We start from the raw sequence: 13,620 nt of genomic DNA, 5'->3' as shown, positions 1-13,620 counted from the left end.
ATGCCGACTGTGCGGAGCCCCCGCGGCACGACCTTGACCGCCAAGGGCTGGCCCCAGGAGGCCGCGCTCCGGATGATCCAGAACAACCTCGACCCCGAGGTGGCCGAACACCCCGAACAGCTCGTCGTCTACGGCGGCTCGGGCAAGGCGGCCCGTGACTGGCCCTCGTTCCAGGCGATCACCCGGACCCTCACCACCCTCGACGCCGACGAGACCCTGCTCGTGCAGTCGGGCCGCCCGGTCGGCGTCATGCGCACCCACGAGTGGGCGCCGCGGGTCCTCATCGCCAACTCCAACCTGGTGCCCGACTGGGCGAACTGGGAGGAGTTCCGCCGCCTGGAGGCCGCGGGACTCACCATGTACGGCCAGATGACCGCCGGTTCGTGGATTTACATCGGCACCCAGGGCATCCTCCAGGGCACCTACGAGACCTTCGCCGCCGTCGCCGCCAAGCGCTTCGGCGGCACGCTGGCCGGGACCATCACCCTCACCGCCGGGCTCGGCGGCATGGGCGGCGCCCAGCCGCTGGCCGTGACGATGAACGGCGGCGTGGCGATCTGCGTCGACTGCGACCCCCGGTCGATCGAGCGGCGCATCGAACACCGCTACCTCGACGTGCGGGCCGGGTCGCTGGCGGAGGCGCTGCGGCTGGCCTACGAGGCCCGCGACCAGCGCCGGCCGCTGAGCATCGGGGTCGAGGCGAACGCCGCCGACGCGCTGCCCGAGCTGCTGGCCATGGGCGCCGAGATCGACGTCGTCACCGACCAGACCTCCGCCCACGACCCGCTCATGTACCTGCCGAGGGGCGTCGCCTTCGCCGACATGGCCGCCGAACGCGAGAAGGACCCGGCGGGCTTCACCGTCAGGGCCCGCGAGTCGATGGCCCGCCACGTCGAGGCCATGGTCGGTTTCCTCGACGCCGGCGCGGAGGTCTTCGACTACGGCAACTCGATCCGCGGCGAGGCACAGCTGGCGGGCTACTCGCGCGCGTTCGCCTTCCCGGGCTTCGTGCCGGCGTACATCCGCCCTCTGTTCTGCGAGGGCAAGGGCCCGTTCCGGTGGGCCGCCCTCAGCGGCGACCCGCGCGACATCGCCGCCACCGACAAGGCGATCCTCGACCTGTTCCCCGACAACGAGCCGCTCGCCCGGTGGATCCGGCTGGCCGGGGAGAAGGTGCACTTCCAGGGCCTGCCGGCGCGCATCTGCTGGCTCGGCTACGGCGAGCGCGACAAGGCCGGCGAACGCTTCAACCAGATGGTCGCCGACGGCGTGCTCCAGGCCCCGGTCGTCATCGGCCGCGACCACCTCGACTGCGGCAGCGTCGCCTCTCCCTACCGCGAGACCGAGGGCATGCTCGACGGCTCGGACGCCATCGCCGACTGGCCTCTGCTCAACGCCATGGTGAACGTCGCCTCGGGCGCGTCGTGGGTGTCGATCCACCACGGCGGCGGCGTCGGCATCGGCCGCTCCATCCACGCCGGGCAGGTCACCGTCGCCGACGGCACCTCGCTGGCCGCCGAGAAGCTGAACCGGGTGCTCACCAACGACCCGGGCATGGGCGTCATCCGCCACGTCGACGCCGGCTACGCCGAAGCGGCCGAAGTGGCGGCCGATACGGGGGTCCGGGTGCCGATGCGGGAGAATTGACGCGTGGTCGACGGTCTCGAACGCCTCCTCGACGGTCGCCGTCTCTCCCCGGCGCAGCGCCGTATCGCCCATTACCTGGGCGAACACCTCCACGAAGCGATCTTCCTGTCGAGCGTGGAGCTGGCCGACCGGGCCGGGGTGAGCCAGCCGTCGGTGACCCGCTTCGCCGCGGCGCTCGGCTTCGCCGGATATCCGGAGCTGCGCCACGCGCTGCGCCCGCTCGTCCTGGGCGGCCCGCCGCCCAGGGTCGAGGCGGGCCCCGACGCGCTCGACACCGAGATCGGCAACCTGCGCTCCCTGCGCGACCGCATCGGCCCGCTGACGCAGACCGTCGGCGAGGTCGGCGCGGCCCTGGCCGCGAGCGAACCGCTGCCGATCCTCGGCCTGCGCGTCTCCAGCGGCCTGGCCACGACGTTCGCCTACTTCGCCCGGCGCATCCACCCCGACGTGCGCCTGTTCACCCACGGCGGGTCCGAGCTGGCCGACGGCCTTCACGCCGCCCGCCGGGCCGGGGCGGGCTGGTTGCTCGCGGTGGTGCTCCCGCGCTACCCGGCCGAGGCGGCGGCGGCCCTGACCGAGGCGCGTGAGCTGGGCCTGTCGATCGCCGTGATCACCGACCGGCCGGAGGTGCCGTTCCCCGCCGACGTCGTGCTCGACGCGCCGGTGGGGGAACGGCTGGTGTTCGACTCACACGTGGCGCCGCTGGCCCTGGCGATGCTCCTGGTGGAGGCCATGGCCGACGCCGCGCCGCTGCGGACCCGGGCCCGCCTCGACGACCACGAACGCATGACCGAGCGGGGCGGGATCTTCCTGTAGCCCGATCAGGCGGCCAGGCGGCGCAGCGACCGCATCGACCACACGAGCGTGATCAGGGCGAGGCCGATGAGCAGCGCGAACGCGATCGGGATGGTGGAGTCGCCGAGGTCGCCGCGGAACAGCGACCGGCCGGCCTCCACGCCGTAGTAGAGCGGGTTGAACCGGGCGAGGGTCTGGAGCCAGTCGGGGCCGAGCGAGACGGGCAGGAACAGGCCCGCGATCAGGGTCAGCGGCATCGCGAAGAACTGCACGAGCTGCGAGACGCCGTTCTCGTCCTTGATGGCGAGGGCCAGGCCGTAGGAGAGGCTGGCCGCGAACAGGCCGGTCACCGCCATCAGCAGCAGCATGATGAGGAACTCGGGCAGGCCGATGCGCAGGCCCATCAGGATGGCCACGCCCATGACCAGGATGGCCTGGACGACCAGCACCAGCATGTCCTTGGCGACCCGGCCCAGGATGATCGCGGGCGGCCAGGCGGGGGAGACGGCCAGGCGTTCGAGCACTCCGTTCCGGGTCTCGTTGATCATGCCGAACCCGGCGAACAACGAGCCGAACAGCGCGATCATCATCATCGAACCGGGCGTGAACATGGCCAGCACCTCGGGCATCGACCCGCTGGAGGTGGTCCTGCCGAGCAGCGGCGCGAAGAACACGAGGTAGAGCACCGGCTGCATGATGCCGAACAGCGGCCACACCGGGTTGCGCAGCAGGAAGCGGAGCTCGTAGCCCAGGAAGAGGGAGGTCTGGCGGATCATGCGGCATCTCTCAGGGATCGGCCCGTGTGGCGGAGGAAGACGTCGTCGAGGGTCGCCCGGTCGAGCGAGATCGACTCCAGGGTGAGGCCGCGCTCTTCGAGCACGCGCAGCAGGTGGGGCAGCCCGTGCTCGCCGTCGTCGAGGTAGGCCCGCAGCAGGCCCTCCTCGGTCCGGACCTCCTTGACGTAGGACTGCGCGCGCAGCACCTCGGCCGCGTCGTCGACGCCCTTGAGCTTCAGCGTGACGACGTCGCCCGCGACCTCCTTCTTCAGCGAGGCGGGGGTGCCCTCGGCGACGACGGTCCCGTTGTCGATGATGACGAGCCGGTCGCAGAGCGCGTCGGCCTCGTCGAGGTAGTGGGTGGTGAGCAGGACGCTGGTGCCCCGGTCGCGGAGGGCGCGCACCTCGTCCCAGAGGTTGGCCCGGTTCTGCGGGTCGAGCCCGGTCGTCGGCTCGTCGAGGAACACCAGTGGGGGAGCGGTGACCAGGCCGAGCGCGATCGAGAACCGGCGCTTCTGGCCGCCCGACAGGGTGCGGGCCGGGCGGCGCGCGATCTCGGTCAGGCTGAAGGCGGCCAGCAGCTCGTCGGCGCGGGCCAGGGCCTGCTTCTTCGACAACCCGGCGATGCGGCCGGCCAGCAGGAGCTGGTCGATGCCCGGGTTGTTCTCGTCGACGCCGCCGGCCTGGCTGACGTAGCCGATGTTCTCGCGGACCCTGGCGGCCTCCTTCACCACGTCGAACCCGGCCACCCGGGCGGTGCCCGCGGTGGGGGCGATGAAGGTGGCGAGCATGCGTACGGTCGTGGTCTTGCCGGCGCCGTTGGGGCCGAGCGCCGCGAAGATCTCGCCCTTCTGGACCTCCAGGTCGATGCCCCGGACGGCCTCGACCTCCTCGGTCTTGCCTCGGCCACGTTTGGCGTGGAAGGTCTTGCGCAACCCGTGCGCTTCAATGATCATTCGGAAACCCGTTCTCGATCAGGGGGAAGGACCCAGCGTCGGGGATGACGCCGGGTCAGGGTCAACCGATTTACGGCAACTCGCCGCTCCGGACCCGCCCGACCGCGCCCTCGATCCAGTCGAGCTGCGCCCGGAGCTGGGCGGCGTTGAGCCGGAAACACTCGTCGACGTGGCGGGGGGCGCCAAAGTCCTGCTTGAGGCCGATGGCGCGTTCGGTCATCGAGACGGAGGCCCGCAACTGCTCGGCGCGCGACTCCATGGCCGTGACCAGTTCGGCGGAGGACAGCCGGTTCATGAACGTGAGCGCGACCTGGAACGGGTCGACGATCGGCTTGACCTCCCACCAGTAGGCGAGCAGCTCCCGCCGGAACTCCTCCCGCCCCTCGTCGGTGATCTCGTAGACGGTCTTGCCGCCCTTGCCCTGCTCGACGACGGCGAGCAGCCCTTCGCCGGCCATCTTGGCCAGCCCGTGGTAGATCGACCCGTAGGCGACGTTGGCCCAGTAGGCGGCCCCCCACAGTTCGAGACGCCGCCGCACCTCATAGCCGTGCAGCGGCCCGTCGAGCAGAGTGCCGAGGATCAGAACCCGTGTGGAGGACATGCTCAAACTTATATACAAATTTGAGTATCGCCACAAGGCGTTTCGGCCAGAGGAGGTCGGACGGCCGGCCAGGCGGAGCCGTAACGGAAAGAAGGCCTTTCAGCCACGGACGGCGGGACGGGATGCGCGGCGATCCCGCAACTAAGGTGATCCGCATGAGTGATCGACCTGTCGCCCTGATCACGGGCGGTTCTCGCGGCCTCGGGGCCGCCGTCGCGCGGGCCCTCGCGCCTGCCTACGACCTGATCCTCGGCGGACGGGGTGGCGGGAAGCTCGACGAGATCTGCAAGGAGCTCGACGCGCGGCCGTTCCCCGTCGAGCTGACCGAGATCACCCAGCGCGACGTCGAGGGGCTCGGGCGCATCGACCTGCTCGTGCACAGCGCCGGGGTCGTCACGCTGGGGGCGGTGGGGGAGACGCCGATCCGCGTCTGGCGGGAGACCTTCGAGGTCAACGTCTTCGCCGTGGCCGAGCTGACCCGGCTGCTGCTGCCCTCGCTGCGGGCGGCGAAGGGGCAGGTCGTGCTGGTCAACTCCGGCGCCGGGCGCAACGCCAACCCCGACTGGGGCTCCTACGCCGCCAGCAAGTGGGCGCTGCGCGCCTACGCCGACGTGCTGCGCCAGGAGGAGCCGGAGTTGCGGGTCACGACCGTCTACCCCGGGCGCATCGACACCGACATGCAGCGCGGGGTCCGGCGGCAGGAGGGCGGCGACTACGAGCCGCACCGCTACCTGAAGGCCGAGTCGGTCGCCAAGGCCGTGGTCGCGGCGGTGACCGCACCGGCCGACGCCCACCTGACCGAGGTCGTCGTCAGGCCGCGCTAGACGCCCCGTCAGACACGGCGGCGCGGTGTTCGGCGCGGATACTGCCTGGCCGTCTCGGCCAGCACCTGGGCGTGTTCGGCCTGCTTGCGCCAGTGGCCGTAGGCGTCGCCGCGCTGGGCCAGGCGGTCGAGCTCGGTCGAGGTGGTCAGCGGGATCAGCGCCGGTTCGGCGTCGCGCCACGGGGTGCCGGGCAGCGGCATGAAGGTGTGGGTGTGGATGCGGGCGCCGAGGTCGGCCAGGTCGGAGGCGAGTTTCAACGACGCCTTCTGGTCGTCTTCGGTCTCGCCCGGCATGCCGAAGATGAAGTCGACGTTGGGGCGGAATCCGAAGTCGATCGCGATCCTGGCGGCGTCGAGCACCGGCGCGGCGCCGTGGCCGCGGCCCGAGGCGGTCAGGATGCGGTCGGAGCCCGACTGGGCGCCGATGATGATGTTGTCGTTGGCGACGTAGCGGCGGAGCATGCGCATCGCCTCGGGCGTCACGTGCTCGGGGCGGATCTCCGAGGGGAAGCTGCCGAAGAACACCCGGCCGTCGGCGGGCGCCTCCTCCTTGCACGCCACCAGCAGCTCCTCGACCTTGCCGAGGTCGGGATCGGCGGTCTGGCTGCCGTAGCTGAGCGAGGTCGGGGTGATGAACCGGACGTCCCGCAGGCCCCTGGCGGCCATCCGCCGCACGTGGTCGCGCACGCTCTCGACCGAGCGGTGCCGGAACTGGGCCCCGAACATGAACGGGGTCTGGCAGAACTTGCAGGTGTAGCGGCAGCCGCGGGTGATCTCGATGGGACCGGCCCGGCCGGCCGGGAACGAGGGGAAGGCGTCGAGCGGCAGCTGCGGCGCGCCCGGGGTGCGGAGCGCGATCCCGTCGTGGTCGCGGATCGCCAGGCCCGGCACCTTGCGCAGATCGGGTTCTGCGACCAGGGAGATGATCGTGGTCTCCCCCTCGCCGATCGCGGCGACGTCCCAGCCCGCGTCGATGACCTGCTGGGGTTCCGCGGTGGCGTGTACGCCGCCCGCGACGTGGACGACGTCGTCTCGGTGGCTGAGCGCCCTGACTTCGGCCAGTTCGGCCGTCATTAACGGGAAATCGGGCGAGTAGAAGGACCAGAGCACCAGCACCCGGTCGGCGTCGGCCTGGCCGATCTGGATCGCCGTCTCCTCGGCGCTGGTGGCGTACCGGATCTCGAAGTTCACCGCCGGAGGCGCAGCTTCGAGGGCCGCCAGCAGGGCGTGCATGCCGTAGGTGACCGCCTTGCGGTAACGAACGACCACGCTGACATCGAAACTCACCGGGTCAGGGTAGCCCTCCCTGGACTGAATGGAGCCATTCAGTAGGGTGGAGGGATGCTGGCGGACATCGAGCAGATCGGCAGAAACCCGCGCACCGGGGGCTACCGGCGTGACGCCTGGTCGTCCGCCGACATGGAGTTGCGCGAATGGTTCACCCACCAAGCCGCGAAACGGGGCCTGACCAGCCACGAAGACCGCAACGGCAACCTGTGGGCGTGGTGGGGCGACCCGTCGGTCCAGGGCCCGGGACTGGTCACGGGGAGCCATCTCGACTCGGTCCGCGAAGGCGGCGCGTTCGATGGGCCGCTCGGCGTGGCGTCGGCGTTCGAGGCGATCGATCTGCTCCGGGGTGACGGCTTCCAGCCCGACCGTCCGATCGCGGTCGCCTGCTTCACCGACGAGGAGGGCGCCCGGTTCGGGGTGCCCTGCATCGGCTCGCGGCTGCTGACCGGCGTCCTCGACCCCGACCGCGCCCGGAGCCTGCGCGACGAGCAGGGCCACAGCCTCGACGAGGTGCTCACCGCCCGGGGTCGCCAGCCGGGCCGCCTCGGCCGCGACGACGAGACCCTCGCCCGCGTCGGGGTCTTCGTGGAGCTCCACGTCGAGCAGGGCCGCGCCCTGGAGGCCCCGGTCGGGGTGGCCAGCGCCATCTGGCCCCACGGGCGCTGGCGTTTCGACTTCCGCGGCACGGCCGATCACGCCGGCACCACCGCCTTCGAAGACCGCGACGATCCGATGCTCGCCTACGCCCACGCCGTGCTGGCCGCCCGAACCCAGGCCGAGGCCCACGGCGTGCGCGCCACCTTCGGCAAGGTGAGGGTCGAGCCCAACAACGCCAACGCGATCCCGTCGCTGGTCACCGCCTGGCTCGACGCCCGGGGCCCGGAGACCGAGAAGGTCCGCGCCCTGGTGACCGAACTCGCGGCCGGCGCCGACGTCACCGAGGAGTCGTGGACGCCCGAGGTCACCTTCGACGAGGTGCTGCGCACCCGCGTCGCCTGCGTGGCCGGCCTCGACGGCCACCCCGCGCCGATCCTGCCGACCGCCGCCGGGCACGACGCCGGCATCCTGGCCTCCGCCGGGGTGCCGACCGCGATGTTGTTCGTCCGCAACCCCACCGGGGTCTCCCACGCGCCCGGCGAGTTCGCCGAACCGCGCGACTGCGTCTCCGGCGTGATCGCGCTGGCCGCCGTGCTGGCCGACCTGACCGGGGGCGGGTCGTGATGGAGACGTACTGGTGCGAGCTGGCCCTGGTCGGCGGCGCGGTCGCCGAAGGGGTGCGGATCGACGTCGAGGGCCGCCGGATCTCCGAGGTCAAGCAGGGTGTGCCCCCGGAGGGCGAGATCCTCGAAGGCCTGACCATCCCCGGCATGGCCAACGCCCACTCCCACGCCTTCCACCGCGCCCTGCGCGGCCACACCCAGGTCGGCAGGGGCAGCTTCTGGACCTGGCGCGAGCAGATGTACGCCGTCGCCGGCCGCCTCGACCCCGACACCTACTACCACCTGGCCCGCGCCGCCTACGCCGAGATGGCCCTGGCCGGGATCACGGCGGTGGGCGAGTTCCACTACCTCCACCACGGCCCCGGCGGCGTGCGCTACGACGACCCCAACGAGATGGGCCACGCGCTCGTCCGGGCCGCCCGCGACGCCGGGGTGCGGCTGGCCCTGCTCGACACCTGTTATCTGAGCGGCGGCTTCGGGGCTCCCCTGGAGGGGGCGCAGACCCGGTTCGGCGACGGCACCGTCCAGGAGTGGGCCGAACGCGCCGACCGGCTCGCCGGGGCGTACGCCGGGGCCGATGACGTCGAGATCGGCGCCGCCATCCACTCGGTGCGGGCCATGCGCCCCGAGCAGATGCCCACCGTGGTCGAGTTCACCCACCACCACGCCGGTCCGCTGCACGCCCACGTCTCCGAGCAGCCCGCCGAGAACGATCAGTGTGTCGCCGCCTACGCCGCCTCCCCGGTCCGGGTCCTGCACGAGGCCGGCGCGCTCGGCCCGAGGTCGACGGCCGTGCACGCCACCCACGTCTCCGACGAGGACGTCGCCCTCCTCGGCGGCTCCGGCACCCACGTCTGCGTCTGCCCGACCACCGAACGCGACTTGGCCGACGGCGTCTGCGCCACCCGCCGCCTCCACCTGGCCGGGAGCCCCATCACGCTCGGCTCCGACAGCCACGCCGTGGTCGACCTCTTCGAGGAGGCCCGCGCCGTCGAACTCGGCGAGCGCATCGTCAGCGGCGAACGCGGCCACTGGCGGGCCGACGAACTGCTCACCGCCGCCACCCTGGCCGGCCACACCTCCCTCGGCTTCCCCGACGGCGGCCAGCTCTGCCCGGGGGCCTGGGCCGATCTGGTCACGGTCCGGCTCGACTCCGTCCGTACGGCTGGCGCGACCGCCCGTTCGGCAGTGGAATCGGTGGTGTTCGCGGCGACGGGCGCCGACGTCGTGTCCGTCGTGTCGGGCGGCCGGCGGATCGTCGGCTCCGGCCGTCACGTGATCGGCGAGGTGGGCCACCTGCTGCGCGACGCCATCGGCGCGGTCCGCGGCTGACGTGATTGCGAGTGCTGAATGAGCGCGACGCTCTTCTATGACATCGGGCTGCTTTTCACGGCCGACCAGGACCGTGAGGAGATCGACAAGGCGGCGGTGGTGGTCGACGGCGCCGAGATCGCCTGGGTGGGCGAAGCCGCCCGCGCCCCGGCCGCCGACCACCGCGTCGACGTCCGCGGCCGGGCCGTGCTCCCCGGGTTCGTCGACAGCCACGCCCACCTGGTCTTCGCGGGCGACCGCACGGCCGAGTTCGCCGCCCGGATGGCCGGGGAGCGCTACACCGCCGGGGGCATCCGGACCACGGTCGCCGCGACGAGGGCGGCGACCACTCCGGAGCTGGCCGCCCGGACCGCCGGGCTGGTGCACGAGATGACCGTCCAGGGCACCACCACGGTCGAGATCAAGAGCGGCTACGGCCTGACCACCGGCGACGAGAGGCGCTCCCTGGAGGTGGCGCGGGCGTTCACCGAGGAGTCGACCTTCCTGGGCGCCCACGTCGTGCCGCCCGGGACCGACGCCGACGAGTACACCCGCCTGGTCGCCGGGCCGATGCTCGCCGAATGCGCGCCCCACGCCAAGTGGATCGACGTCTTCTGCGAGCGGGGCGCCTTCGACGAGGCCCAGAGCCGCGAGATCCTCACCGCCGGGAAGGCGGCCGGGCTGGGCGTGCGGGTGCACGCCAACCAGCTCGGCGAGGGCCCCGGCGTCCGGCTGGCCTGCGAGCTCGGCGCGGCCTCGGCCGACCACTGCACCCACCTCACCCCCGAGGACGTCGGCATGCTGGCCGACGCCGGGGTGGTGGCCACCCTTCTCCCGGGCGCGGAGTTCTCCACCCGCTCGCCCTATCCGGAGGCCCGCCGGCTGCTCGACGCCGGGGTCACGGTGGCGCTGGCGACCGACTGCAACCCCGGTTCCTCGTTCACCTCGTCGATGCCGTTCTGCGTGGCGCTGGCCGTACGGGAGATGGGCATGACCCCGGCCGAGGCGGTCAGGGCCGCGACGGCGGGCGGGGCGGCGGCGCTGCGCCGGGCCGACGTCGGGGTGATCCGGCCGGGCGCGCGGGCCGACCTGGTCATCCTCGAAGCGGCCTCCTATGTGCACCTGGCCTACCGTCCCGGTGTCCCGTTGGTCACCCAGGTGTGGCAGGCCGGTAGGCGGGTAGTGTGAGATTTCGCGATAAAGAGATGCGCATCCTCCTATAGGAGGAATCGAAAACCATTCTGCTGGCGTATCTCTTGAGGGAATCTTTGCCCTGATCCAGCCGTTGGCACGTTCAGGACGAGGGTGTTCGCGCTGCGGAACGAGGTGCCTTGAATGGCGACGGGGAACAGGACGCAGGAAGTCGCGGATCGTGACCTGCTGGGAACCTACCTGGCGGAGATCGGGCGCGTTCCGCTCCTGAGCGCAGAGCAGGAGGTCGAGCTCGCCAAGAGAATCGAGGCGGGGCTGTTCGCCGAGCAGCTGCTCGACTCGGGCGACCCGGAGCCGAAGGTCTCCGACGCGCTCGACGAGGAACTCGAACGGATCGCGGTATCGGGGCGCCGCGCCAAAGACGAGTTCATCCAGGCGAACCTGCGCCTGGTGGTGGCGGTGGCCCGGAAATACTCCGGGCGCGGAATGCCGCTCATCGATTTGGTGCAAGAGGGGAACCTGGGCCTGGTGAGGGCGGTCGAGAAATTCGATTACCGCCGGGGTTACAAGTTTTCGACCTATGCGACGTGGTGGATCCGCCAGTCGGTCGGCCGGGCCATCCACGAGCAGGCCCGCCCGGTGCGCCTGCCCACCCACGCCGGCGAGCAGATGACCCGCCTGATGCGGGTGCGCCGCGACATGCTCGCCGAGTTCGACGCCGAGCCGACCGACGACGACCTCGCCAACGTGCTCGACCTGCCGATCGAGCGGGTTCGCGAGCTGCGCCGCTGGGCCTCCGACCCGGTGTCGCTGCAACTGGGCGTGGGCGACGAGGACGAGACCGAGCTGGGCGACATGATCGCCGACGAGTCGTGGGCCGACCCCGAGGAGCAGGCCCTGGCCACCCTCGACCGCGAGCGCCTGGAGCACTGGCTGACCGGCCTGGAGGGTCAGGCCAGCGAGATGCTGCGCTGGCGTTACGGCCTGGTCGACGGGCGTGAACACACGCTGACGGAAGTGGGCGAAAGATACGGCATCGGCCGCGACCGGGCCCGCCGCCTGGAACGTGACGCGCTGGCCCGTCTGCGCAAGATGGCCCACGCCGCCGCGTAGTTTTACCAGCTCATGGAGCGCCTGCCGGTTTACCGGCAGGCGCTTTTTTGGTGTACGTAGCGTCCGAAACATGCCCGAAACACGCATGTGGCGAGTTTCACAGATGTGAAACATGCAGGGTCGCGACCTGAAACGGCGGAAGAACACCCTGGCGTGCACGGGAGAGGAAGCTCACCTCTTCCCCTACGACTACGTGTCAGTGCGCGAGCCGGTCGATGACGCCCTTGGTGAAGCCCACTGCGCAAGTGATAACCGGCCACACGCCAATTGGAAGGAGGGTCGCATCGAATGAAGATCGATAGCGGCTCCACTGCCTGGATGCTCGTGAGCACGGCGCTCGTGCTGCTCATGACTCCGGGACTCGCGTTCTTCTACGGGGGCATGACCAGGGCCAAGAGCGTCCTGAACATGATGATGATGTCGTTCGTGTCCATCATCACGGTGACGATCGCGTGGGTGGCCTACGGCTACTCCCTCGCGTTCGACGCCGTCGGTGACGGCTCGGGCTTCCTCAACAAGCTTGTCGGCGGACTCGACAACGTCGGTTTGATGGGCGTCAACGAGGCTGCCTATAACGACACCTTCCCGATGATGGTGTTCTCCGCCTTCCAGCTCACCTTTGCGATCATCACGGTCGCCCTGATCAGCGGTGCGATCGCCGACCGCGCCAAGTTCGGCGCCTGGGTGGTCTTCACCGTCATCTGGGCCACCCTGGTCTACTTCCCCGTGGCCCACTGGGTGTGGGGCGGCGGCTGGCTCACCACGCTGGGCATCGAGGACTTCGCGGGCGGTACCGTCGTCCACATCAACGCCGGTGCGGCCGCTCTGGCGCTGGCGCTGGTCCTCGGCAAGCGCTCCGGCTGGCGCAAGGAGCCGATGCGTCCGCACAACCTGACGCTGGTCCTCCTCGGCGTCGGCCTCCTGTGGTTCGGCTGGTTCGGCTTCAACGCGGGCTCCGAGCTCGCCGCCGACGCCACGGCCGGTCTCGCCTTCATGAACACCCAGGTCGCCACCGCCATCGCCGCCGGCGCCTGGCTCGTGGTCGAGAAGCTCCGCGATGGTCACGCCACCACCCTCGGCGTCGCCTCCGGCGCCGTGGCCGGTCTGGTCGCGATCACCCCCGCGTGTGGTTTCGTGGACGTCTGGGCGGCCGCCGTCATCGGTCTGCTCGCCGGTGCGATCTGCGCCTACGCCGTCGGCTTCAAGTACAAGTTCGGCTTCGACGACTCGCTCGACGTGGTCGGCGTGCACCTGGTCGGCGGTGTCATCGGCGCCGTGGCGCTGGGCTTCGTGGCCGCCTACCCGTTCCTCGACGGACAGCAGAAGGGTCTGTTCTACGGAGGCGGCTGGTCGCAGCTGGGCCTCCAGGTACTCGGCCCGGTGGCGGTCGGTGGTTACTCCTTCATCGTCACGTATGTGATCGGTAAGATCATCGACAAGACCATGGGCTTCCGGGTCACCCAGGAAGACGAGGTCACCGGCATCGACATCACGACCCACGCCGAGACTGGTTACGACCTCGGCACCATTCACTCCTCGGGCGTGTCCTCGCTCAACGGGCCGGCCGTTCCGGCCGAGGCGAAGAAGGTGGACGCATGAAGCTGATCACGGCCATCATCAAGCCGTTCAAGCTCGACGACGTCAAGGCGGCGCTGGAGCAGTTCGGCGTGAAGGGCATCACCATCAGTGAGGCCAGCGGCTACGGCCGCCAGAAGGGCCACACCGAGGTCTACCGCGGCGCCGAGTACCAGGTCGACCTGGTTCCCAAGGTGCGCGTCGAGGTGCTGACCGAGGAGGACGACGCCGAGGACGTCATCGACGTCATCGTCAAGGCCGCCCAGACCGGCAAGATCGGTGACGGCAAGGTCTGGTCGGTCCCCGTGGACACGGTCGTGAGAGTCCGTACCGGGGAACGCGGCCCGGAGGCGCTGTAACC

Annotated in this window: 13 protein-coding genes; 9 read left to right on the top strand and 4 right to left on the bottom strand. The window is 70.9% G+C overall.

Annotation, left to right across the window (positions count from 1 at the left end; translation table 11 throughout):
- Entirely contained in the window at positions 1-1,647 is a 1,647-nt protein-coding gene (hutU, locus tag GT755_RS20495) for a urocanate hydratase (RefSeq protein ID WP_161481292.1), read from the top strand.
- A 3-nt stretch (positions 1,648-1,650) separates the two neighbouring features.
- Positions 1,651-2,463, top strand: coding sequence for a MurR/RpiR family transcriptional regulator (locus tag GT755_RS20490; RefSeq protein ID WP_161481291.1), 813 nt, complete (start codon positions 1,651-1,653; stop codon positions 2,461-2,463).
- Positions 2,464-2,468: 5 nt separating this feature from the next.
- Here the strand turns inward: GT755_RS20490 and GT755_RS20485 are convergent, their stop codons facing one another.
- The 3 genes from GT755_RS20485 to GT755_RS20475 form a co-directional block, all read right to left on the bottom strand.
- Positions 2,469-3,218 carry an ABC transporter permease gene (locus GT755_RS20485; RefSeq protein ID WP_161481290.1) on the bottom strand — a complete coding sequence of 250 codons (750 nt, stop codon included), beginning with the start codon at positions 3,216-3,218 and terminating at the stop codon, positions 2,469-2,471.
- Positions 3,215-4,174: an ATP-binding cassette domain-containing protein gene (locus GT755_RS20480; protein ID WP_202610319.1), complete on the bottom strand. Its 960-nt coding sequence runs from the start codon at positions 4,172-4,174 to the stop codon at positions 3,215-3,217. Before GT755_RS20480 ends, GT755_RS20485 begins: the two co-directional genes overlap by 4 nt.
- A 70-nt stretch (positions 4,175-4,244) precedes the next feature.
- Entirely contained in the window at positions 4,245-4,775 is a 531-nt protein-coding gene (locus GT755_RS20475; RefSeq protein WP_161481289.1) for a PadR family transcriptional regulator, read from the bottom strand.
- Between the two features lie 155 nt (positions 4,776-4,930).
- Between GT755_RS20475 and GT755_RS20470 the strand changes: the two genes are divergently transcribed.
- Positions 4,931-5,599 (top strand): SDR family oxidoreductase, encoded by a 669-nt coding sequence (locus tag GT755_RS20470; protein ID WP_161481288.1) that lies wholly within the window; start codon positions 4,931-4,933, stop codon positions 5,597-5,599.
- 8 nt (positions 5,600-5,607) lie between these two features.
- On the opposite strand, the gene GT755_RS20465 is transcribed toward GT755_RS20470, so the two are convergent.
- Positions 5,608-6,885, bottom strand: a complete 1,278-nt coding sequence (locus GT755_RS20465) for a TIGR04013 family B12-binding domain/radical SAM domain-containing protein (protein ID WP_328794435.1) — start codon at positions 6,883-6,885, stop codon at positions 5,608-5,610.
- A gap of 54 nt (positions 6,886-6,939) precedes the next feature.
- Here GT755_RS20465 and GT755_RS20460 point away from each other — a divergent pair, with 54 nt between their 5' ends.
- The 6 genes from GT755_RS20460 (at position 6,940) to GT755_RS20435 (ending at position 13,618) form a co-directional block, all read left to right on the top strand.
- Positions 6,940-8,109: an allantoate amidohydrolase gene (locus GT755_RS20460; RefSeq protein ID WP_161481287.1), complete on the top strand. Its 1,170-nt coding sequence runs from the start codon at positions 6,940-6,942 to the stop codon at positions 8,107-8,109.
- A complete protein-coding gene (locus GT755_RS20455) occupies positions 8,109-9,440 on the top strand; it encodes a formimidoylglutamate deiminase (RefSeq protein ID WP_161481286.1) in 1,332 nt (443 codons plus the stop codon). Before GT755_RS20460 ends, GT755_RS20455 begins: the two co-directional genes overlap by 1 nt.
- A gap of 18 nt (positions 9,441-9,458) precedes the next feature.
- Complete coding sequence (hutI, locus tag GT755_RS20450) at positions 9,459-10,607, top strand: imidazolonepropionase (RefSeq protein ID WP_161481285.1); 1,149 nt, start codon at positions 9,459-9,461, stop codon at positions 10,605-10,607.
- A 147-nt stretch (positions 10,608-10,754) separates the two neighbouring features.
- Positions 10,755-11,684, top strand: a complete 930-nt coding sequence (locus GT755_RS20445; protein WP_161481284.1) for a sigma-70 family RNA polymerase sigma factor — start codon at positions 10,755-10,757, stop codon at positions 11,682-11,684.
- 288 nt (positions 11,685-11,972) lie between these two features.
- Positions 11,973-13,283 carry an ammonium transporter gene (locus GT755_RS20440; RefSeq protein WP_161481283.1) on the top strand — a complete coding sequence of 437 codons (1,311 nt, stop codon included), beginning with the start codon at positions 11,973-11,975 and terminating at the stop codon, positions 13,281-13,283.
- Positions 13,280-13,618 carry a P-II family nitrogen regulator gene (locus tag GT755_RS20435; RefSeq protein ID WP_030455639.1) on the top strand — a complete coding sequence of 113 codons (339 nt, stop codon included), beginning with the start codon at positions 13,280-13,282 and terminating at the stop codon, positions 13,616-13,618. Before GT755_RS20440 ends, GT755_RS20435 begins: the two co-directional genes overlap by 4 nt.
- The last annotated feature ends 2 nt before the right edge of the window (positions 13,619-13,620 follow it).

This window comes from Herbidospora solisilvae (assembly GCF_009901565.1).
Lineage (GTDB): Bacteria > Actinomycetota > Actinomycetes > Streptosporangiales > Streptosporangiaceae > Herbidospora > Herbidospora solisilvae.
This window is presented reverse-complemented; position numbering and strand designations above follow the sequence as displayed.